We start from the raw sequence: 22,174 nt of genomic DNA, 5'->3' as shown, positions 1-22,174 counted from the left end.
TATGAGAAAGGCGAATTCGGTCCCGACCTGGCGAATAGCGTTGTGAGAAAACACTAAATCGCTCAGCCGGTCCGAAATGCGGAAATAGTGTTGTGTGGCAAAGCTAAAATGCATTTAGACATTCGTCTTTGCAGGTAGTAAGATGGACGTATTGCGTTGCCCGAAGAGGGCAAGCTTGAACAATGACAGCATGATGAGTGGAGGGAGGCTGCTTATGAAGCGGCTTTTGGTAATTTTCACGGGAGGCACAATTGGAAGCAAGGCGGAAGGGCTGGCGATCAACGTAAGCGACAGCGGCTCTTATACACTGCTGGAGGAGTATCGCAAGCAACCTTTCTATAGAAATGATGTACAGCTGGATACGATTCAGCCGCTGAATCTGCTCAGCGAGAACTTAACCCCGCAGGATTGGCTTGTCCTGGCGAAAGCCATTCGGGAGGTCGATTGGAGCCTTTACGAGGGTCTGATCGTCACGCACGGCTCGGACACACTGGCTTATACGGCTGCGATGATGAGTTATTTGTTCGCAGACGTTCCGATTCCGCTCGTATTGACGGCAAGCAACTATCCGATTGCCGATGTACGAAGCAATGGCTTGCGCAATCTGTCGAGCTCGATTGATTTTATCGTAAATGCTTCTTTGCCAGGCACGTTCGTCGTCTACGAAAACAACAAAGGCGAGCCGCTTGTGTACTTGGGCACAAGAATATTTCAGAACGAGTCCTTCACGGATCAATTCCTTAGCCCTTATGAGCTTGTATACGGCATGATGGCTAGTGACAGGACGTTTCAACTGGTGGAGGATCGGCGCAATCCGGATCCGGCGAGCTTAAGTCCGCGCGCCAGTACATTGTCATGGGAGCCGTTGACGCTGCAGCTTGAGGATGCCGTGTTATACATAAAGCCATATCCCGGCTTGAACTATGACCTATATGACTTTAGCAAACAGAAGCCGAGAGTGATCCTTCATGATCTCCATCATTCGGGTACGGCTAACGCGCTGGAAGCGGGTCCTTATTCGTTGACCGCTTTTATCGAGAAAATTCGGGAGCTAGAGATCGATTGCTACTTATGCCCCATCACCAATGCATCTGATGCGTTGTACGATTCCTCACATCGGCTGATTGACGCTGGCGCTCGTTTCATAGAAAATATATCCATCGAGGCTGCTTTAACCAAGTTGATGCTGGCCTACGGCATGATCGAGGAGGACGGAGCGCGAGATGCATTCATTCGAAGCGCGTCCATTTATTACGAGAAGCTTGAGGTGTTGTCATGATTATGGAGTCGGTCACGCTGTTCTCGAATAAGCGTCCCGAGGAGCTACTACCATTCTATAGGGATATTCTGGGCTTGCCTGTATTGGAGTTTGTGGAACATCGATTCACCATACAAGTAGGATATACCCGTTTAACCTTTCTTCATCAATCAGTGGAGGCGGCAGAGGCGCCTTATTACCACTTTGCCATTAATATTCCGGAGAATAAGCTGGATGAGGCGAAACAGTGGGTCGAGAGTCGGATTCAGCTTGGTACGGAGGATGGAGAGGATATTTCCTATAGCGAGCTGTGGAATTCTCATTCCGTCTATTTCATTGACACGGGAGGCAATATCCTAGAGTTGATCGCTCGTCATACGATGAGCAATGCGGTAGACCGGCCGTTTGATCCGGAGCGGGATTTGCTCGGTATTAGCGAGATGGGGCTGCCAACGAAGGATGTGCCGCGCGCAGTAGATGAGTTAGAGGCTATAGGCATCCCTACCTACAAAAGGCGGGATTCCGTCTTTAATCCGGTTGGCGACGAGGAAGGGATCTTGATCGTCGTGAAGCCGGGACGCAGATGGCACTTCACGAATTTGAATGCAGCATGTTTTCCATTCCAGATGCATGTACGGGGAATAGGCAAGCTGATGTTTGAAGAAGACAAGACAGGACTTGTAATACGCAGAGAATTAGTTGCGGAATAAATGAGGATTGAGGAGGAGCGAATAGGATGAGCAATGGAACAGTTAGCTTGGGAGAGAAAGTACCGAATTTCACTCTACATGCGTCGAACGGCAAGGATGTATCGCTTAGTGATTACGAGGGCAAGAAGCTGGTCATTTATTTCTACCCAAGGGACATGACGCCAGGTTGTACGGCGGAATCATGCGACTTCCGTGATTTTAATGGGGAATTTGCGGCGAACAATACGGAAGTTATCGGCATTAGCCCGGATGATCTTGCTTCCCATGAGCAGTTCGTCAATGAATACAAGCTTCCGTTCCTGCTTCTGTCGGATACGGATCATCAAGTGGCGGAGCTGTTCGGCGTGTGGAAAGAGCTGAGCTGGGGTGGCAAAACATTCCTAGGCGTGGAGCGCTCGACCTTTATCATCGATGAAGAGGGCAATTTGGCGCGCGAATGGCGCAGCGTGAGCGTAGACGGCCATGCAGCAGAGGTGCTGGAAGCGGTAAAGGCTTAATCGTACGAATACGGTCAAGTCGGCGCAATGTAGCTAATGCCGTCCAACTGGCCCAAGAAAGCGAGTGCTGTTAAACGGTAGCATTAAGCTACTCCTTGCTTTGCCGATACCTAATTAAAAAGGTCCTCCTCTCAAAGCTGCAGTTACCAGCCTTGAGGGGAGGACCTTTTTGTTATTTCTGTTCTGTTTTCCAATTAGGCAGGTGATTCACAAAGCTGTCGGACAAATTCAGCAGCTCAAGTGCGCGATCGAATTCGTCTTCAGTCGTCTTGCTCTCATCGTTGCCGTCACCGGCAAGCGGATAATGCCTTCCGTCCTCGAAGCCGCTGCCTGACATGAATAGCTCTTGGCTGCTCAAGAACGATCCGCTAGGCAGATAGTAGCGCTGTGGCAAGATGTTATACGTTTGATTGAACAAATCTTGGCCAAAATGGACTTGGTCGTCCAAAGGCGCACCAAGCAGATTAGCGACAGTTGGCAGCAGATCAACCTGTCCGCCGAGTTGGTCATATTGTGCGGGCTGAACGTTCTTATCCGGATTGACGATGACTAGCGGGATATTGATCATATCCGTGTACGTATATTCACGGGAATAAATCTCCGCCATCAGATCCTTTTCGTGACGATCCAGCGAGTAGATAGGCAGTCCCAGATGGTCGCCATATAATACGATCAAGCTATTATCCCATATGCCGCGTGCTTTCAAATCTTCGATGAACGTGCCAAGCGCGTGGTCGGCATAGTTCTGCGAGACCATATAATCGCCAACAAGCGTGTTGTTGAACCGCTCAGGGAGAGTGATCAAGCGCTTCTCATCCGGAATCGTGTAGGGATGATGAGCTGTCATGGAGATCACTTGAGCATAGAACGGATTGTCGTTCTGATCCATACGCTCCAGCTCATCTATCGTTTTCTTGTACAACATGTCATCGGAAGCACCGAAAAATACAGTATCTTCTTCGCCGAAAAATTCAGCATCGTAAAAACGGTCAAAACCAATCGCTTTGTACAATTCGCCGCGATTCCAGAATTCGACGACGTTAGTATGGAACGTAGCCGAATCATAGCCGTGCGACTTTAGCAGCTTGGGCAAGCTCGGCAGCTCTTTGCCTGCATACATCTGGGTCGCTGCGCCGCGAGGCGGGATGTACAGCGATGTATTGACGACGAATTCCGCGTCGGATGTATTGCCTTGGCCTACCTGTTGATAGAAGTGCTTGAAGTAGCTGTTTTCCTTCACCAGCTTATTCAGATTCGGTGTAATTTCCTGTCCTTCAATCTCTAAACCTACTAAGAAGTTTTGCATGGATTCCATCTGCAATACTATCAGGTTTTTGCCCTTGGCGGTTGCCTGCAACAGCGGTTCTGCAGGAGTCTGAGTCTTCTTGACGGAGTTGATTTTCTCTTGCGAGATTTGATCTGAATCGACGTATTCGATCTCTTTGTTGGAGAAGATGGTGTAGGCTTCATAATTAAGAATGCCCATTTGCTCCGCTTTGACAATTTCGTTCATGCTCGCGCGATTCGGTAATACGTTGAACAGACAGATGACAAGCGAGACGGTTAGCAAGCCGACAACAAATCTTGTATTCTCTTTGCGTTTAAACGAATTTTTCCACTCTACCGCCCTATTCTTGCGGAACATGAGGAACATGAGGACGACGACGTCTGTGTAGATGAAGAGAAAATAAGGGTCCATCAGGGAAAATACGCTGTTTTTGACCGCTGTAACCTGATTGACCTGCGCTAGTGCGAAATAGGTGACAATCACACCGTAATACTTGTAATACATGATGACTGCAAATAGAATAGATGTCATGGTCACGTTCGCTATGAGATAATAGAGAAGCTTTCTCTTGCTTGCGAACCATTCAATGAGACAATAGACGATGAGTACGAATGGGATTTCCTTGAGCAAGGTCGTCCAGGACGGGCCGCCTTCGAAAATGACCATCCAAGCCAAGTAGCTTTTCAGAAGCATAATGAGCGAAAAAAACAAAATGGGACGAGTGCTCAATAGCCGTTTCGATGATATGATTGACACTTTGACCCTACCTTTCACAGCAAAAACCGGCCATCTCTCCGAGTGAGCCGCCTGCGCCTTTTTTCTATAATTATAATCGTATTGTAAATCCACTTTCATTATGCTCCTTCTGGGAGGTAAATGTCAAAAGGCAAAAGGGCCCTTAGTTATGTTGTCGAAATTTAATAAGCATTTGTCGCATCATCCTGATGCTTGCCAACGTCAATAGATTGGATATGCCAAGTTACGATCAGGAGGGACTAGAATGGGCAGAGGAAAGTTTTTAATGTTAGTTGCGCTGGCGGCTGCAGTCGTGTTGGGCTCATATGCGGTATTGGAGAGGAAAGGAGCGGTCACGGAGACACCCCCCATGCTGGCAGAAGGCGCGGAAGATGGCGGCGGTGAAAGCGGCGGGCAAGTAGTCGGACAAACACCGGATGAACCGAACGGCGAGCAGGGAGAAGAGCCGACTGGAAGCCAGACGCCAGAAGACGGCACGGATTCTTCCAATGAGAGCGAAGTGACAACACCACCTTCGACGGACAAGCCTGCCGGGGGCGAAGCGACAACACCTCCTGCAACGGAAAAACCGAGTGATTCTAAAGGCGGACAAGCAGGGGGCGCCAAGGGTGATGATGAAGCGATTGCGGTTATTGGCCAGCCGGAAAGCTTAGCAGCGCTTGTGAATCCATTAAATAGGCTGCCGGATGAGTATGTGCCAAGTGATCTGGTCTATCCGGAGGTCCGATTTATTTTCAAAGAGAAGATTGAGAAACGGATGATGCGGAAGGAAGCGGCAGAGGCGCTTGAGAATCTGTTCGCCGGTGCCGAGAAAGACGACATCTATCTAGCTGGCGTATCCGCATACCGTTCCCACAAAACGCAGAAGGCGTTGTTCGAGCGTTATGTCAAGCGGGATGGCTATGAAAAAGCCAGAACGTACAGCGCATTGCCTGGTACCAGCGAACATGAGACAGGGCTTGCGGTAGATGTTACGAGCAGCGATGGGAAATGTGCTGCGGCAGATTGCTTCGGCGATACGAAGGAAGCGGCTTGGCTAAAGAAGAATGCCGCGGACTACGGATTTATTATTCGTTACCCGGAAGGGAAGCAGGATATTACCGGCTATCAGTATGAGCCTTGGCATTTGCGTTATGTAGGTGCAGATATCGCTGTTGAGATTGCGGCCGATGATTCGACGCTGGAGGAGTACTACAATGCCGTTCCGGTTAGCGGAGCGAATTAGAAGAATGATAACGTGAAGGCAGACGCACAATAGAGAAACGGCGCAGCTGTGGGGATAAGCAGTACGTTCAAGGGAAATAGACGCTTGTCCCTGAGCTGCGCCAATGAGGCGGTTCTTTAAATCTTTGATTCAAATGTTTTGCAGTCGGTTTCTTCGGAATGGCTTGCCTGTTTGCCGCGATTGCTGACTACATAGATTCTGCTCGCACCGCAATTGTTCCCTGCCGCCCAAAACTTGCATGAGTTCACTTCACACAATACGTCTTTTGCCATCGTCCACTCACCTCCTATGAATAGGATGGTCAAGGACAAGCCTCTTTTATACTTAGTACAAATCGGATTTGTGGCGACACGGGGGTGCCGAGCGTGCACATTACTATGCTTCAAAATATATATTTGATCATTATGCTGCTCAATATTTTTCTGGCGATTACAGTCATCTTCCTGGAGCGGCGCAATGCCAGCTCGACATGGGCGTGGCTCATGGTCTTGTTTTTCATTCCGGTCCTGGGATTTATTATGTATCTGGTGCTTGGACAGAAGGTTCGGAAACGGCAGCTCAACAAGCTGCTTGGAGATAGCCAGCGAATACTGGAGGATACGTTAGAGAAGCAACGGCTTGATCTGCTGGAGCAAAGACTGCTTCCGGCTTCCAACGTTCTGTCTGAATATCAGGATATGATCTATATGAACCTAATTACGAGCTATGCTCTGTATACGAGCAATAACTCCATCGAGATCTTTACCGAAGGCAATCAAAAGTTCGATGCTTTGATCGCAGATATCGAGGCGGCACAGCATCATATCCATCTGGTGTACTATATCGTTCGCGATGATGTGCTTGGCAGGAAGCTGGTCGGGGCGCTGACGAAGAAGGCGGCGCAGGGCGTCGAGGTCCGATTCTTGTATGATCATATTGGCAGCTCCAACTTGCCAAGGCGGTTCTTCCATGAGCTCCGCGAGGCTGGAGGGATGGAAGCGGCATTTTTCCCTTCCCGCATCCCTTACGTGAACTTGAAGATCAACTATCGCAACCACAGAAAATTAGCCATCATTGATGGCGAGGCCGGTTATATAGGCGGCTTCAATATCGGTGACGAATATTTGGGCCTGAATAAACATTTTGGAGAATGGCGGGATACGCACTTGAAAGTTACGGGCGGCGCTGTTCTGCAGATGCAGGCGCAATTCCTCATGGACTGGAACCTCGCATCCTCCGGGCGAATCAATTTGAGCGAGTCGTATTTCCCCGTTGTTCCTTTTGTGGACGGGAGGATTGGTATGCAGTTGGTAGCGAGCGGTCCGGATACGGAATATCAGGAAATCAAAAACGCCTATATTAAAATGATCTATTCCGCTAAAAATAACATCAAGCTGCAGACGCCTTACTTTGTACCGGACGAAAGTCTGATGACGGCTCTGCGCATCGCGGCGCTGTCTGGCGTGAAGGTCAGCATCATGCTTCCGAGCAAACAGGATCATTTCTTCGTCTACTGGGCTACACATTCGTATTTGGGGGAATTGCTGAAGAGCGGGGTTCACGTATATTTGTACGAAAAGGGCTTCCTGCATGCCAAGACGCTAGTGGTGGATGGCAAGATTGCGTCGGTAGGCACGGCTAATCTGGATATACGCAGCTTCAAGCTCAATTTCGAGATGAATGCCTTCATCTATGACCGGGAAACGGCATCGCGGTTAAATGACATCTTCAAGCAAGATGTCCATCATTCAAGAGCGCTAACCCAGGAGGACTACGACAAGCGTCCGCTGTTCAACCGGTTCAAAGAATCGATCTCCCGGCTGCTTAGCCCGATTCTGTAGATCTCTATATAACATAAAAAGGGATTTCGCTTATCGATGATAACCGAAATCCCTTATGTTTCTGCACAACAACTATTCAATTTCTTCAGACTCTCCATTCTACTGCTTGCACAGCCTCTTGAATTATTGTTACATAGTCCTTTCAAGTATGTCATCCACTGCTCACTGTTCTATACCCGCCGAGTTCCCGCATGTCCCTGTGCACGGTCAACTCCTTCCCGAGTTAGTGGAACACGCATCGCTAACTTACTTCAATGGACTATCCCCTCTCGTTGGTTATGTCATCATTATAGCCCATTATTTTAATTTTGTAAATATTCAGACAACCATTGAGTGTGTCAAATCCGTTACGATGGTGTTAAGAAGTGGGGACGGTTGACGGTTGTTAGATATGAATTTATACTTAGTCTAAAGTCAGGTATAAAGGCGGCATGAAGAAGTGATGAACAAAATAAACTTAACTATACAGAGGAAAGCCGTGTATGAAGTTGTACAACAGGCGTTCGATCACCCGACAGCGGCGGATGTTATTGAGAGATTACGGGGACAGGGTCACAACTTCGCGTATGGCACGGTCTACAATTCTCTTCGCTACTTGACGGACGCAGGATTGATTCGTGAGCTGAAGCTAGGGGAGGCGGTAAGCCGCTACGACGCCCGAATGGAAGATCATCAGCATATCGTGTGCGCGAAGTGCGGGCGAGTGGATGAGGTATTGGTCGACGTACCACAGGACTGGATATCGAGTGTAGCGAAGGAAACCCATTACCGAATCGAGCATGCCCATGTCGTTCTCGAAGGAGTGTGCGAGACATGCGCGAGCAAAACTTCGTGACGGAGCCGTCGTCGCAAGAAGGCGTTCTCTGCTCATTGACGCAGAGAGTTATGATTATTAGTCCGCTGCCTGATCGTGTACGCAGTCTGTTGGTGGCGTTATCGACGGACTGCTTCGATGTGTTCTCTCTGCATGAATTCAATAGGGGCATGTTGCCTGCACTGCAGCCGGAGCTGCTCGTCTATGACGCATTGCCGCTGCCATTGCCATCCGTAGGCCATACGCTGGAGGGTGGCGCTGAACTGCTGGAAGCTGCTGGCGACTACAGTGTACCGGTGCTGGTGCTTCTGGATGCTGCTTCATTCGAGGAGCATAAAGACCGTGTGCAGACTGGCTTAGAATTGCTGCAATGGCCCGCTATGTCGGAGCAAGCGCTTGCCCGCATTCATCATATGCTTGAGAATCGACCTGTTAAGCCAGCAGGAAGCGGGGAAGAGGTGCGCATCTTCAAGGATATTCGCATCGATCTTCGTAAGATGAAGGTAGAGCGGGGAGGGGCACGGGTCGAGCTGACCAAGACGGAATATGATTTGCTTCTCTACTTCCTCCATTCGGACGGCTCTGTGCTTACAAGGGAGATGCTGCTGGACAGTGTCTGGGGATCACAGTTCTACGGCGGCAGCAACGTAGTGGATGTGCATATCAAGACGCTGCGCAAGAAGCTGAAGGATAGCGCGGTATCGCCTCGCTATATCGTCACGGTCCGTGGAGCCGGCTATAGGCTTGCGGATGATGTCAGACACTAGTCCGTTGACGCACTCGTACCGTTTTCATCTAATGTTCATGCACCGTTCATCATGATTTCATGACAACCGGACACCGTATCGTTACAATTAGTTTAAAGATTTAGATCAAGTCTAAATATACAACTAATGAGGTGGAAATAATGAACAATCGATTGACGACTAATCAAGGCGCGCCTGTAGGCGATAATCAGAATTCAAGAACGGCAGGGCAGCGCGGCCCGACATTATTGGAAGATTATCATTTGCTGGAGAAGATTGCGCATTTCGATCGTGAGCGTATTCCGGAGCGCGTTGTGCATGCGCGCGGCGCTGGGGCGCATGGCCTATTCCGGTTGGAGAATGGTATGGAGGAGCATACGAAAGCGCATTTCCTTGGAGCTGTCGGTACCGAGACGCCGGTATTCGTCAGATTCTCTACCGTTATTCATGGTACAGGTTCTCCCGAGACGGCACGGGACCCGCGCGGCTTCGCCGTGAAGTTCTATACGCAGGAAGGCAACTATGACCTGGTGGGTAACCATCTTCCCGTATTCTTTATCCGTGATGCGCTCAAGTTCCCGGATATGGTGCACTCCCTGAAGCCGGCTCCGAACACGAATATTCAGGAACCGGCGCGCTACTGGGATTTCATGACGCTCTCTCCGGAATCGACACATATGCTGACCTGGCTGTTCTCCGATGATGGAACGCCTGCGTCCTATCGCGAGATGGACGGCTTTGGCGTTCATGCATACAAGTGGATCAACGCAGCAGGGAAGCAAACGTATGTAAAGTACACATGGAAGTCGCTCCAGGGCGTACGGAACTTCACCGCGAAGGAAGCGGCGGAGATGCAGGCGAAGGACTTCAATCACGCAACACGTGATTTGTATGAAGCGATCGAGCTTGGCCATTATCCGGAGTGGGAGCTGCATGTGCAGTTGATGCCGATCGAGCATGTCGATCGTTATGCCTTCGATCCGCTGGATCCGACCAAAGTATGGCCGGAGGATATGTACCCACTGCGGAAGGTTGGCACAATGTCCCTAAACCGCAATCCGGTTAATTATTTCTCCGAAGTGGAGCAGTCGGCCTTCGCGCCTAGCGTATTGGTGCCCGGCATTGAGCCTTCGGAGGATAAGCTGCTGCAAGGACGCTTGTTCTCTTACCCGGACACGCAGCGTTACCGCCTTGGAGCCAACTATTTGAACATTCCGGTCAACTGCCCGTATGCGCCGGTACGCAACTATCAGCGTGACGGAGCAATGACGATGAAGGCTGATCCGTCGCCGGTCAATTACGAGCCGAATAGCGATTCCGGCAGTCCCAGTGAGGACGCTGCATACCAGGATTCTTATATCCCGCTTCAAGGCAATGCCGGTCGCCAGAAGATTGACAAGACGGATGATTTCACACAGGCGGGTGAGCGTTACCGCGGATTGCCTGGGGGGCAGCAACAAAATCTCATTGCCAATCTGGTAAACGATCTGCAAGCGACGACTGATGACATCCGCTTGCGTGCGATCTGCAACTTCTTCCGTGCCGATCGGGTACTAGGGACGAAGCTGTCTGAGGAGCTTGGCGTTGATATCAAGAAGTTTATTCCGCAGGGGTAGTCGCGGGACGAGATACCAAAGGTGGATGTGAAATACCGCTCCGATGGCGATAGTCGCTGTCGGAGCGGTTTGTTGTATGATCCGCTAAATCAGAATGGGTGTACATGTTATGGAATGGAAGCTGCTTCTCTAGCGAGTAGACGTATCCTTATGGCTCATCATGCTCAGCTTGAAAGAAGACTCCGTTCCACTCCACCGCAAGCGTTTGTTTCAGGTTCAGTCCTTGTATCTGGAATAACCCGCTTCCTACTGGCGCTGAAGTAGAATCCTCGTCTCGCTCCGGAAAGTTTTTCGCAGGATCTATATATCGTTTGACCGCCCCTATTTGATCCCCCACGTTCTCGCTCAATACGATCTTGTCTGTCACTACATAAGCTTTATTGTCCCATACTACAACTGGAGGATAAGGAAGTAAGGCTTTTTCGGCAGGAGCAGTATTCCCGCATCCCGCTAATAGAGGGAGTAGGAACAACAAGACTGAATAGATGCAGCGTTTCATTGAATCACCAACTTTCTTGAGAAATCATCGAATATGAAGATCGTGTTTGCCTGTGAGCGTCGCTGGAGGTTAAACTAAGGGAGAAGTATATGTGACCGATATCAGATAGAGTTGGCGAAGATGTTAAGCAAATGATTAGGGAAATAGATAAACTTTTACATAGAAGCAATGGAGGTTACAAAGGATGCTGTGGTCCAATCCAATCGTACAGACAGGTGCGATCGTCTTCTCGGTCCTGGCGGGGCTTAGCTTGATCGTATTGAGATTGCGAGCAGGCAAGCGGCCGACGACGCTGAAGAAGATCGTCATCCCTCCTCTCGGCATGGCTACGGGTTTTATTATGTTTGCGGTTCCCGTTACACATATTCCATGGTTATGGGGGCTGTCTGCTTTTGGTACGGGCATGCTGCTCTTTTCGTTCCCGTTAATCGTCACCACCAGCATGGAGAAGGTGGACTCCAATATATTCGTTCGCCGCTCGAAAGCATTTATTGCGATCATGTTAGTGCTCTTCTTGCTGCGTCTTATGCTTCATAGTGTGGTGGAGCAATATTTGTCGATTCCTCAGACGGGAGCCATCTTTTACTTGCTTGCTTTCGGAATGATTGTACCATGGCGACTGGCGATGGTGGGCGATTATTTGCGTCTTCAAAAATTGGAGGCCTAAACGATTGCTCGGTCATACTGCCTATTAGCGAATCTTTATTGCGATGGGTGTTTTTTATGATTAATAGTCGCTCGGCACGGCGACGCCAACTGTCGGTGTTGGCAATGTTTTGCTTGAGCTGCTGGCTGATCACGCATTTGGCTGTTTGATCCAAGATAGGATTGACAGTGGCTTGAAATGTAACTATGATAGTTCTATTAAGGGGGGAGAGTATGAGCGCCAATAGTCAATCAACGATTGCGTTGCATATATTGTCCCGCATTCGATATGAACTAGATAGAAGCGATATTTATATTTCTTCAGAGGTCATTGCTCGGAGCGTAAATACGAACCCGGTATTTATCAGACGTATTTTGTCTGCATTGAACAAAGCGGGCTTGGTTCAGGTTCGTCGTGGCAGTGTGAATGGCGGATGGAAGCTGGCGAAGGAAGCCGGGGACATCACGCTTCTGGATGTATATGATGCCGTCAACGGAGGGCCGCTTCAGGAACTCCATCATAGTGAGCCGAATGACAACTGTCCGGTGGGCAGGGGGATAAAACCAACCTTGAAATTGTATTACGACCAGGCTGAGCAGGCCTTTCGCAATCAACTCGCCACTACAACGCTGGAGACGGTTTATCAGGATATCATGGAGCGTGCATAAGGGGACTAAGTTTTTTTGGTCATTAATGTAACTATAGTAGTTACATTAATGAGAGATTAGATTAGGATGAGATGATGGTCAAGCGAGGAATAAGTATTGAATAGAACCATAAGGGCAGGGTGAGGACAGGAATGAATATAGGTCAGCGCACATCGCGTTTTTATTATGGCTGGGTTGTTGTAGGGGTCGTCTTTATTACGCTTCTTGTATCAGCGGCAATCAACTCCTTACCGAGCGTGCTTATGCTATCGTTGGAGGATGAATTCGGCTGGGACCGCGGCTCCGTCTCTGCAGCAGCGTCGATTCGAATATTGCTTTATGGCTTAATGGGTCCGTTCTCTGCGGCTTTCATGCTGAGGTTTGGTATAAAAAGAATCATGATCCTTTCTATTGCATTGTTAGTGGTAAGCATACTATTTACTCCTTTAATGTCGGAGGTGTGGCATTATATTGTGTTGTGGGGCGTGCTGGTTGGGCTAGGGACCGGTTCACTCGCCAATGTGCTCGGTGTGTCCGTAGCGAATCGGTGGTTTGTCAAACATAAGGGAGTTGTTATTGGACTGCTGACAGCCAGTGCCGCAACGGGGCAGCTCCTGTTCCTTCCGCTGCTGGCTCAAGCTACGGAAGCTATGGGATGGCGCTTCTCCATCTACCTGATTACAGGCGCTCTGTTGCTGCTCATTCCATTGGTTGGCTTCGGCATGAAGAATCATCCCTCTGATGTAGGAAAGCCGGCACTCGGCGAGGAGCATGTGGAGAAGCCGGTTCCATTCACAGGCAATTTGTTTACTACTCCGATCAAAGCGCTTGGTTCCGCCGCGAAGAGCGGAACGTTCTGGCTGCTTGCCGGGACCTTCTTCCTCTGCGGGTTTTCTACAAATGGCCTGATTGGCACGCATCTGATTCCGGCTTGCGGAGACTTCGGCATCCCGATCGTCATCGCTGCAGGGCTTCTATCACTGATGGGCTTATTCGATCTGATCGGCACGACCTTCTCAGGCTGGCTGACGGATCGATTCGACAGCCGTTGGCTGCTGTTCTGGTATTACGGGCTTCGGGGGCTATCGTTGATCTTCTTGCCATACGCTTTGGGAATGGGCTATACGCAGCTGCTGATCTTCTCCGTATTCTACGGGCTGGACTGGATCGCGACTGTACCGCCTACAGCGAAGCTTGCTTCGGATGCATTCGGCAAGGAAAAGGCAGGCATGGTATTCGGATGGATTATTGTGGCGCATCAGCTGGGCGCATCCCTTGCGGCGTACGGGGCGGGCGTAGTGAGAGAAGCACTTGGCAGCTATACTGTTCCTTTTGTGGTAGCAGGCTTCCTATGCTTGTTCGCTTCCTTGATGTCCATACGGATCCAAAAAGCTCGAAAGCTAAGCGCGGGTGTCGCAGCATAAGCAAGCTGGCTGTCCGATACGATAACAACATGAAGAAGCTGCTACCTTCGGCATTGTGCCAAAGGAAGCAGCTTTTCTGTTATACGAAGGGCTGACGATCAGGAATCAGACTTCAAGCAATTGTATTGCGCCGCAATGGTCCATACCCGAAGCAGCGTCTGAATGAGCGGATAGCCTTGATGAACGATAAGGGCGAACAGGCCCGTCCAGATCATAGACATGCTCGTAAAAGCGAGACCAAGCAGCGCTACAATGCCCCACATGAGAAGGGAAATAGCGGCATAAGGCAGGAAACGTCTGACGGAGCGCCAGAGTGCCGGAAAGACGCCTTCGCCCGACACTGCGCCGAATTGCATGGAAAGGAACAGGAGGTGGATAATAGCAACCCATACCGCCCAGAGGGCAGCTCCTGGAGCAACAGCCGCCAGGAAGGCTGGCGACAGACCGTGACGGAGCGCGTCCAGCGCCTTCGGCACGAGCCACCATGCCGGTGCAAGCATCAACGCAGAGCTGATCCAATACAGCAGCATAATTGGCTTCCACGTTTTACGGATACCTTCCAGAATGCGGGTCCCTTCTCCTCTATCATATTGATGATGGAGCGAGTAGAATAAACCGGCGTTGAAGAGAGGCGTGATTAGCATGCGTGCCAGAAACAGACCGCCAAGCAGCCATAGATAAGGCGTAATCAGATCCGTCTTGAATAGCTGGAATTGCGCTTCCGCAAGGAATGACTGCACCGCTTGTTCGGTTGGAATAGAGGCGGGGAAACGTCTGAGCAACGGCGAGACGGTATCGTCAATCGTGCGATAGACGAGAAATCCCCATAGCAGCTGGTACAGAAACAGCAGGATAACCAGATTCATATGTTTGAATGTCAGCTGCCAGCCTTGCAACATGTTTTGTTTCATCTCGATCTCTCCTTGGAAAGCGAATATGTAGCGCGGACAGGCAAAGCCGCTACCAGCCGAACATACTCAATACACCCTGAATGAACTTGGATACACCAACGTTCCATCGCGTGCGCGTCTCGCCTGGGAGCTCGGCCAGCATAAAGTTATTGATAAGCTTATTATCCAGTACATTGGTATGATCGGGGTCGACCATGACCCATTCCAAAGGCACGGTCGTCACTTCGGTATATTGAATATGGGATTCGTCTCCTGCCCATTCCTTCGTGATGGTCGATCCGTCAATGAACTTGAATAAAATGGGGATCGGGCCGGATGTTCCGCCATTCTTCTTGATGAGCACGGTAGACTCGTATAGCTGGCCTTCTTCACGTTCAATCGACTTGACCTCGATCGCATCCACAGAAAAGTCGGCCATACGGTTGCTGTAGACAAACTGATTGAAATATTCCGTCCAGTCGGCTTTCGTTACTTGCTCCACGACACGCTGGAAGTCTACTGTGGCCGGGTGCTTGAACTTGTACTTCTGGAAGTAGGTCCGCATGATGCGGTTCATCATCTTCTCTCCGACCTTGTTCTCGATATCCACCAGCACCAGCTTGGCACGCATGTACACATTTTCGGCATACTGAAGATGATTGCCATATGCCCAAGACGGCTGTTTCAGTGGAGCGGGATGCGTCATATAGCTGGCTTCAAGCCGCAGGTTAGACGTTATGCCGTAAGCTGCTTCCATCACTTTGTCCTCGGCATAGGAGGTGAAGCCTTCATCCAGCCAAGCTTCCTCGAATTCGTTGGAGGCGACCATGCCGTACCAGAACTGATGGCCGATCTCATGCACGACAGTACGCTCCAGCTCATACCCAGGATCACTGTTCTCGGCGGCAAAAGCGGTGATTAGCGTCGGATACTCCATACCGCCAGCGCCAGCTGCTCCCTTCGGGGGGACGACGACGGATAGCGTATTGTATGGATAGGTGCCGTACCATCTGGAGTAATTGGCCAGCGCGGACTTGGCCGCGTGCATGTAGCGGTCCTTCAGCTCCGCGTGCGCGGGATCCAGGTAGAGCTTGATCCTTACGCCCGGAATGCCCTTGTCCGAGAAAGCAACCTCCTCGTAGATGAAATTCGGCGATGCAGCCCAGGCGAAGTCGTGAACATCCTCGGCATAGAACTGGAATATCTTAGTCCCGTCTTGTTGCACAATCGGTTTGGTCTGGAATCCGGTAGCCGCAACCGTGTAGGTTTCCGGCACTTGAATGCGCACGCTATAGATGCCGAAGTCGCTATAAAACTCCGAGTTTCCATGATATTGGTGAACATTCCAGCCTTCGGACGTTCGACCTCTTGTCCCCTGCGTTTCATACACGGCCAGCTTCGGGAACCATTGCCCTGCCATGATGAAGTCCCCGGAATAACCCATTCTGGCAAAGACCTCTGGCAATTTCACTTCATAACTCATGCGCAGTGTCACCGATTTGCCTGGAGGAACAGGCTCCGGCAGACGCAGTCTCGCGAGCGTATAATCGCTTGGATTGCCGTCATCGGGCTGCGTGTATTGCAGTCGCGGAAGCAGGCTCTCGCCCTCAAGCGTCTGCAGCGCAAGCAGCTTTATATGGCTTCTGCTGTTCGGAGTCGCCTTATCCTTGCGCAGCATGCCGTGGGATTCGGTCATGAACGTCGTCTTGGGAGATTGGAAGGCGTTCGGGTACAAGTGGAAGTAGAGCTCGGACACTGTTTTTTTGCCAGGATTCGTCCAGGTGACATCCTGCGCTCCGTCGAGATGTTGGCCATCGTCGCGAAGCGAGACGTTAATGTGGTATTCCACTACCCGCTTGCTCAGCGGCTGCGGCTTAGGCGGCAGGGCTGTGTCCGGCTGCTGGACAACTTGCGGCTTGGCCGAATTTGGAGCAGGTGAAGCTGGCTGCATGACATCGGCGGCAGGGGCAAGCGCATACGTATATTGGGATAGCCATGCTTCTCCGAAGCCGTACTTCATCGAGGTGACGAGGAAGACGACTGCGAGCGAACCGAATAGAATTTGTTTGATATAGCGTGGAGTCATTGAACGTTTCCCTCCCGTTGACAAGCATCTAAAGCATGTATATGTTTGCAATTCCAAGATTATTAGCTAAAATGGAATTATTGTATGGGAAGGTGGGATAAGCATGACGGAGCAAGAAAATACGCCGGTTCAGCCGGAGGTTAAAGAGAAGAAATCCTTGTCGCTCAACGTAGTGAGCAGCAAGAAACATAGAGGCTTTGGCGCAGGCTCTATCGATCTTAGCGATGTGGCCTGTGTAATGATTGACGAGGGCGTCGCCTATATCGATGTAGGTGCAATGCATGCGAAGAGCAAGATTGAGCGAGGCATCAAGTTCACGCCGAACAAGGAAGATACGCCGAACGGACGCCAATGCTGGATCGTCTGGGTAGCGGTCGATCGCAATGAGGAAGGCTCTTACTATGCCGGAGCAACGGCATGTGAGATGTTGATCGATACGGAGGCGCGCCGTGGATGGAAGCTTCTTGCCGACCATGTGAATCGTCTAGACTATGCGATCAAGCGCCGTTATATGGTAGATAACCTTGGTGATGGGGATAAGGCAGCGCTTCGCAAGCTGCTGGTAGAACATAATGCGGAATGGTGGGAGCGTACGCCGGCTGAGCTGAAGGATGTTCTGGGCGGATAATAATGCTTTTGCATAAAGAAACGACCTGGTTCCTAGGAGCCGGGTCGTTTTTGGTGAAGCGCTGCTTTCTTCATTTATGCCTATACTAAGGCTTGAAGTATTGTGTAACGGTTCCTTTGCCATCCGATACAGCGATTTCTCCATAAGCTCCATTGATGAACGTCATCTGGGGCGGAACATGTCCGCAATCGATATCGTAGATGATCGGCACATCAAGTTCCTCCGCAAGATCCCGGTACACGTCCTCGATCTCATAGTCCTCTACAGGCGCGTTCGCTGCGCTTCTGCCAAACATAAGGCCCGAACAATGGTCAAACCATCCGGCAAGCTTTAGCTGCACCAATGATCGTTTAAGATCCGTCGTGCGCAATTCGCAGTTCTCGAAATACCATACGATCCGCTCGCCCGGAATATGCTTCTTCCGGAATCCATGAATATCTCCAAACGGTGTCCCCGCCAGATGGCGAATGATATCGATACAACCGCCAAGCAAGCGTCCTTCCATATGAACGGATTTACCGGAGACGGTCTTCCAGCTCGTAGGTTCCGTCAAGTGAAAGACACAGGGAGACGGTTCCTCGAAGTTCCATTCCTTCTGATAGAAGGGAGACGATTGCTGTACGATGGACTTCCCCGTCTTCGTGCGCAGAGCCTGGAGCCATGCTGCGGTGGTGTCGTCCCAAAACTCTCCGCGCAAATCCACCAGATTCGTGCCATGTGCCGTTGCGATCCCTGTAGCAAGTGTTACGGCGAGCAACAGAAGGCTCGTATCAGAGTAGCCCAGCAGCCACTTTGCTGAGTAATTGGCGAAATCCAAATGCTCCAATAGCTCAATAAGCAGTTCTCCGCCCCAAGGTGGAATAATGATATCGATGTTCTTGTCAGCCATCATGGCGTTTAATTCCGTCGCTCTCTCCATAGCAGGAGAGGACTTGGCTTTAAGCTGTTTCCATGGCGTCTCTCCAATAACGACGGCGAATCCTTCCTTATTCATCTTGGCAACAGCTTCTGTCAGAATGAACTGAATTTCTTTTTGCACGCCGGATGACGGCGCAGTAACCCCAATCGTAGCGTTTTGTCTCAAAGTCGGATACGTAATCATGGTAGTCCTCCCCTTTTTCCTTTTTTGGGAATTATACAAGGGTAAGCGAGTTGTGTCTATCAGTATTTTAGTGGTGCCGAGATCCTGTTCCGCTGTGAATAATTTCCTTGACCAAGTTGCAGTTTCTAGTGGCTGCGCTGTAGAATGAACCAGATGTTTGTTTGGCTAAAAAAGCTTTTTAGGGAATGTGCAGGGTTCCGAGGTTGTTCGAACGTCTATCTATATCGGGAAGGGAGGAGAGCGCAATTCAAGACGAAGCTTGGCTCATAGCAGTGCAGGGCGGCGGGCCCGAGCAGTATCGACCGTTCGTACAAGCCTATGGACCTTATATCTACAAAACCGTCTACGCCGTGCTGCATTCGCCGCATGATGCGGAAGATGTGACCCAGGAAGTGCTTCTCCTCATCTATCGCTCTCTCCCGAATTACCGAATGGATGGGCTGAAAACCTGGATTACCCGAATTGCCGTTAATCGGGCCATTGATTTCAAGCGAAGCAAAGCAAGAAGGCCTGAGCAGCTGATGGAACAGGAAGGCGTCGATCGGCAGAAGACGGAATTTCTAGCGGATGGTATGCTGAGCGCCATGCCTGCACCGGCTGCGGAATCCATTGCGATACGCCAAGAGGAGCTTAGCTACATACAAGCTAAAGTAGATGAACTGCCGGATCGTTATCGCGAAGTTATACATGCCTTTTATATAGAGGAAAAAAGCTATGAGCAAATAGCGGCCGAAACGGGGCTGGAACGCAAAAGTGTTGAATCCAGGCTCTATCGTGCCCGGAATTGGATGAGGCGGCATTGGCGAGAGGAGGACTTTGAATGAACGGAATGGAAGCAGGACATCTGACAGATGAGCAATTACAGCGATATATTCGCAATGAGCTGTCTCCACAGGACCGGGATCAAGTGGACTCGGAGCTGGAACTATGCGAGGGCTGCCTGTGGCGGTTCATGGCCATGATGGAGGAAGTGGATCAAGCAGATGATCCGTTATGGATGGAAGCCGGACTGCCAGACATGGTGCGAATGGAAGAAGAAGTAATGGCTGCTCTAATGCGTACTGATGTAATAGAAACGATGCATACTGCCCAATCGTTAGAAGTCGCTCTTGAGCCAGTGCCGGACCCCAACCCTCTAGTCTTGATTGAAGGGGCGACTCAGGAGAAGAAACCGCTTGAGCTTGCAGGAGATGCAACACATTCGCCGCTGGAGAAGAAGCAAGAAGAGCAGAAGCAAGTGCAGAAGCCTGCGGCAAGACGCGGTTCATGGCTGCAGCACCCTGTCACGCATTATACTATTGCAGCTTCCATTACTCTTATGCTGTTGGCCACAGGCGCATTGTCCAGCTTCTCTCAATCGCTGCAGGAGCTTAATGAGCAACATCGGAACAACATCCCGCCCTATAACGTTGGAGCGGAGTGGCTGGGGGAGCCGTCCTGGTCGGATCGGTTGGTTAATCAAGCGGGGAACTGGCTCGACGGTATTCAATCATGGCGGTTCAAATAATGAGGAATGAAAGGAAGGATGAGATATGATGGACAAAAGCCCGCTAGTTGCGTTTTTTCTATCTTTTATTCCCGGCGTGGGGCATCTGTATCTGAGAAGGCCGATCCGGGGTTTGCTCTATGGGGGAGGTTTCTTTGGTTCTATTGCCTTGGCTCTATTTATTTGGTTTGTAAGCGGAGGCTATCGCAACGAGGAATTTGTGATCTTATTCATGTTCGTTGCAGCTGTATTCGGGTTTGTAAATATGTTGGACATGATTATAACGTTGCTATCGGGTAAGGTGTTCATGCCGCCGGTGCCGCATGGTTATATGCCGCAAGGCGATTATGCCGGCAGCAGCGCATCCAGCGTCGGCCCTCCGCCGCCATACGGATCTGCAGCTTTTCAAGGCGCTGCAAGCAATCAGCAAGCAGCAGGATCAGGACAGGACTATGGCCAGCGACCCCATTACGAGCTCGAACATTTGAAAAATAAAACAATCATGATGTCTATTATTCCTGGACTTGGCCATATGAATCTGGGTTTGATGCAACGAGGCATTACATTTATGGTTTCGTTTGTAGGCTTGTTCGCGATTACACTATTTTTAACCTTTATTATGAATTCGGGTTCGTTGCTTGTATTTCTGCTGGCGCTGCCCGTCATTTGGATCTACAGCATGTCTGATGCATCCAGTCTGGTGCAGCGGAAGATGCGTGGCGAGACGCTGGAGGACAAATCGCTATTCGAGGGAATCGAAACACATATTGCTTCTGGTCAAAAGAATCGGGTGCTAACGATCGCGCTGGCGATCTTCCCGGGAGCGGGGCATCTTTATCTCGGCTTGCAAAAAAGAGGCCTGCAGCTGATGGGGGGATTCCTTCTAGCGATCTACATTATGGATAATTTGCGGCTCTCGTTATTTCTGTTCCTACTGCCGTTATTTTGGTTCTTCGCCTTCTTCGATGCTTTAGCGCAGCTTTCCCGCTATGGGCGCCAGCAAATGAAAGACGAGCCGCTGTTGCCTGCATTTGTTCCATACCAACGTTGGCTTGGTATAGGTCTGTTCGTCTTCGGCTTCTATTTTATCTTTGATCGTATTCTGCTTGATGTCATTTCCAGAATTCGGCCGGAGCTGTACCATCAGTTTAAACAATTCACCTATATGATTCCAACAGCCATTATCTCATTTGTAATGATCGTCATCGGCTTGCGTCTAGCGTTTGGCCGCCGCAGCTTAGTTGGCAACAGAACACCATCCCCCAGCGAGCCGCCGCCGCGGTATGAAGACAGGGGAGGGGACACGAGATGAATATGGATAGACCTATAAACCCGTACCCTGCCGAGTCTTATTCCTCTGCAGCTGTGAAGGAGCCGTATCCGGCCGCAAAGCCGGTCAGGGAGTGGCGGGTAGGATCGTTGTCGATGGGTATTACGCTCATTCTAATCGGCACAGCCTTTGCCGTATCGATCTGGCAGGATGCGAAGGCTTATGAGTTGCTGCTATGGGTAGCACCTGTTGTATTTATTTTGCTTGGCGTGGAGCTCTTGATTTATTTGATAACGGTAGGCAAATCTAATGCGATTATTCGATATGATTGGCTCAGCGTGTTTTTTGTAGGTGTGCTTGGTACGGGGAGCTTGATGCTTTCACTGTTAATGTCGTCAGGTATCTACGGCGAGATACAGCGTGAGATCGATATGACTTACAGGACGGCTTACATTGAAAGCGGAAAACTTGAAGTGCCTGAGGAGATTAGTACCATTATTGTGCAGGCTGCTCTGTATGTAAGCGTGGAGGAAGCAGAGACAAATGAACTGCAGCTCATGGGGCAGATCCGTTATCGTTCAACGGAACCGCTGTCGAACCTGAATGAACTCATTCATACGAACAGAGTAGGCTCTTCGTTGTATGTATTCGTAGATGCACCGGACAGAAGGGGCGGTTTCCTGACCTCTGATTCGATAAATTCCGGCTTGATTGTAACCATACCGAGTGGCCTGGAAGTGGAACGGCGCCCTTATTAGCCAGGAGA

The 22,174-nt window shown here is 50.2% G+C and carries 22 protein-coding genes; 16 read left to right on the top strand and 6 right to left on the bottom strand.

Translation table 11 applies throughout. From position 1 onward, the window contains the following. Nucleotides 1–214 precede the first annotated feature (214 nt). From DX130_RS18645 to bcp, 3 genes are read left to right on the top strand one after another with little or no spacing between them, the layout of a single operon-like run. Nucleotides 215–1,279 (top strand): asparaginase, encoded by a 1,065-nt coding sequence (locus DX130_RS18645; protein WP_165861360.1) that lies wholly within the window; start codon nucleotides 215–217, stop codon nucleotides 1,277–1,279. Continuing rightward, complete coding sequence (locus DX130_RS18640; RefSeq protein ID WP_116047949.1) at nucleotides 1,276–1,968, top strand: ring-cleaving dioxygenase; 693 nt, start codon at nucleotides 1,276–1,278, stop codon at nucleotides 1,966–1,968. The genes DX130_RS18645 and DX130_RS18640 overlap by 4 nt, the downstream gene beginning before the upstream one ends. A gap of 26 nt (nucleotides 1,969–1,994) precedes the next feature. Then, nucleotides 1,995–2,465, top strand: coding sequence for a thioredoxin-dependent thiol peroxidase (bcp, locus tag DX130_RS18635; protein ID WP_116047947.1), 471 nt, complete (start codon nucleotides 1,995–1,997; stop codon nucleotides 2,463–2,465). A 172-nt stretch (nucleotides 2,466–2,637) separates the two neighbouring features. Here the strand turns inward: bcp and DX130_RS18630 are convergent, their stop codons facing one another. After that, nucleotides 2,638–4,509, bottom strand: coding sequence for an LTA synthase family protein (locus tag DX130_RS18630; protein WP_420818542.1), 1,872 nt, complete (start codon nucleotides 4,507–4,509; stop codon nucleotides 2,638–2,640). Nucleotides 4,510–4,753: 244 nt separating this feature from the next. On the opposite strand from DX130_RS18630, the gene DX130_RS18625 reads away from it, so the two are divergent. Next, complete coding sequence (locus DX130_RS18625; protein ID WP_240644585.1) at nucleotides 4,754–5,734, top strand: M15 family metallopeptidase; 981 nt, start codon at nucleotides 4,754–4,756, stop codon at nucleotides 5,732–5,734. A 116-nt stretch (nucleotides 5,735–5,850) separates the two neighbouring features. Here DX130_RS18625 and DX130_RS18620 read toward each other — a convergent pair whose 3' ends face one another. Beyond that, nucleotides 5,851–6,006 carry a DUF1540 domain-containing protein gene (locus DX130_RS18620; RefSeq protein WP_116047943.1) on the bottom strand — a complete coding sequence of 52 codons (156 nt, stop codon included), beginning with the start codon at nucleotides 6,004–6,006 and terminating at the stop codon, nucleotides 5,851–5,853. Between the two features lie 93 nt (nucleotides 6,007–6,099). On the opposite strand from DX130_RS18620, the gene cls reads away from it, so the two are divergent. The 4 genes from cls to DX130_RS18600 all read left to right on the top strand — a co-directional run bounded on the left by cls (nucleotide 6,100) and on the right by DX130_RS18600 (nucleotide 10,730). Then, entirely contained in the window at nucleotides 6,100–7,554 is a 1,455-nt protein-coding gene (gene cls / locus DX130_RS18615; protein ID WP_338068649.1) for a cardiolipin synthase, read from the top strand. Nucleotides 7,555–7,996: 442 nt separating this feature from the next. Then, nucleotides 7,997–8,389, top strand: a complete 393-nt coding sequence (locus DX130_RS18610; protein WP_116047941.1) for a Fur family transcriptional regulator — start codon at nucleotides 7,997–7,999, stop codon at nucleotides 8,387–8,389. Then, nucleotides 8,368–9,135, top strand: coding sequence for a winged helix-turn-helix transcriptional regulator (locus tag DX130_RS18605; protein WP_116047940.1), 768 nt, complete (start codon nucleotides 8,368–8,370; stop codon nucleotides 9,133–9,135). The genes DX130_RS18610 and DX130_RS18605 overlap by 22 nt, the downstream gene beginning before the upstream one ends. Nucleotides 9,136–9,275: 140 nt before the next feature. Then, nucleotides 9,276–10,730, top strand: coding sequence for a catalase (locus DX130_RS18600; protein WP_116047938.1), 1,455 nt, complete (start codon nucleotides 9,276–9,278; stop codon nucleotides 10,728–10,730). 148 nt (nucleotides 10,731–10,878) lie between these two features. On the opposite strand, the gene DX130_RS18595 is transcribed toward DX130_RS18600, so the two are convergent. Continuing rightward, nucleotides 10,879–11,229 (bottom strand): hypothetical protein, encoded by a 351-nt coding sequence (locus DX130_RS18595; protein WP_116047936.1) that lies wholly within the window; start codon nucleotides 11,227–11,229, stop codon nucleotides 10,879–10,881. 184 nt (nucleotides 11,230–11,413) lie between these two features. Here DX130_RS18595 and DX130_RS18590 point away from each other — a divergent pair, with 184 nt between their 5' ends. The 3 genes from DX130_RS18590 to DX130_RS18580 all read left to right on the top strand — a co-directional run bounded on the left by DX130_RS18590 (nucleotide 11,414) and on the right by DX130_RS18580 (nucleotide 13,946). Further along, entirely contained in the window at nucleotides 11,414–11,896 is a 483-nt protein-coding gene (locus DX130_RS18590) for a CcdC family protein (RefSeq protein WP_116047935.1), read from the top strand. A gap of 212 nt (nucleotides 11,897–12,108) precedes the next feature. Next, on the top strand, nucleotides 12,109–12,543 hold the full coding sequence (locus DX130_RS18585; RefSeq protein WP_116047933.1) for an Rrf2 family transcriptional regulator: 435 nt from the start codon (nucleotides 12,109–12,111) through the stop codon (nucleotides 12,541–12,543). 131 nt (nucleotides 12,544–12,674) lie between these two features. After that, a complete protein-coding gene (locus tag DX130_RS18580) occupies nucleotides 12,675–13,946 on the top strand; it encodes an MFS transporter (protein WP_116047931.1) in 1,272 nt (423 codons plus the stop codon). A gap of 98 nt (nucleotides 13,947–14,044) precedes the next feature. Here DX130_RS18580 and DX130_RS18575 read toward each other — a convergent pair whose 3' ends face one another. After that, on the bottom strand, nucleotides 14,045–14,857 hold the full coding sequence (locus tag DX130_RS18575; protein ID WP_116047929.1) for a hypothetical protein: 813 nt from the start codon (nucleotides 14,855–14,857) through the stop codon (nucleotides 14,045–14,047). A gap of 49 nt (nucleotides 14,858–14,906) precedes the next feature. Next, nucleotides 14,907–16,922 (bottom strand): M1 family metallopeptidase, encoded by a 2,016-nt coding sequence (locus DX130_RS18570; RefSeq protein ID WP_116047927.1) that lies wholly within the window; start codon nucleotides 16,920–16,922, stop codon nucleotides 14,907–14,909. Nucleotides 16,923–17,025: 103 nt separating this feature from the next. On the opposite strand from DX130_RS18570, the gene DX130_RS18565 reads away from it, so the two are divergent. Further along, the gene (locus tag DX130_RS18565; protein WP_116047925.1) at nucleotides 17,026–17,550 is read left to right on the top strand and encodes a YwhD family protein; all 525 of its coding nucleotides are present in this window, start codon (nucleotides 17,026–17,028) and stop codon (nucleotides 17,548–17,550) included. An 85-nt stretch (nucleotides 17,551–17,635) separates the two neighbouring features. Here DX130_RS18565 and DX130_RS18560 read toward each other — a convergent pair whose 3' ends face one another. Next, nucleotides 17,636–18,652 (bottom strand): S66 family peptidase, encoded by a 1,017-nt coding sequence (locus tag DX130_RS18560; protein ID WP_116047923.1) that lies wholly within the window; start codon nucleotides 18,650–18,652, stop codon nucleotides 17,636–17,638. 203 nt (nucleotides 18,653–18,855) lie between these two features. Between DX130_RS18560 and DX130_RS18555 the strand changes: the two genes are divergently transcribed. From DX130_RS18555 to DX130_RS18540, 4 genes are read left to right on the top strand one after another with little or no spacing between them, the layout of a single operon-like run. Beyond that, nucleotides 18,856–19,476, top strand: coding sequence for an RNA polymerase sigma factor (locus DX130_RS18555; RefSeq protein ID WP_240644584.1), 621 nt, complete (start codon nucleotides 18,856–18,858; stop codon nucleotides 19,474–19,476). Then, nucleotides 19,473–20,159, top strand: a complete 687-nt coding sequence (locus DX130_RS18550) for a hypothetical protein (protein ID WP_116047919.1) — start codon at nucleotides 19,473–19,475, stop codon at nucleotides 20,157–20,159. The genes DX130_RS18555 and DX130_RS18550 overlap by 4 nt, the downstream gene beginning before the upstream one ends. Before the next feature lie 25 nt (nucleotides 20,160–20,184). Next, complete coding sequence (locus DX130_RS18545; protein ID WP_116047917.1) at nucleotides 20,185–21,450, top strand: hypothetical protein; 1,266 nt, start codon at nucleotides 20,185–20,187, stop codon at nucleotides 21,448–21,450. Next, nucleotides 21,447–22,166: a hypothetical protein gene (locus DX130_RS18540; RefSeq protein ID WP_116047914.1), complete on the top strand. Its 720-nt coding sequence runs from the start codon at nucleotides 21,447–21,449 to the stop codon at nucleotides 22,164–22,166. Before DX130_RS18545 ends, DX130_RS18540 begins: the two co-directional genes overlap by 4 nt. Nucleotides 22,167–22,174: the final 8 nt, after the last annotated feature.

Origin of the sequence: Paenibacillus paeoniae, from assembly GCF_003388735.1 — a bacterium.
GTDB classification, from domain to species: Bacteria; Bacillota; Bacilli; order Paenibacillales; family Paenibacillaceae; genus Pristimantibacillus; species Pristimantibacillus paeoniae.
This window is presented reverse-complemented; position numbering and strand designations above follow the sequence as displayed.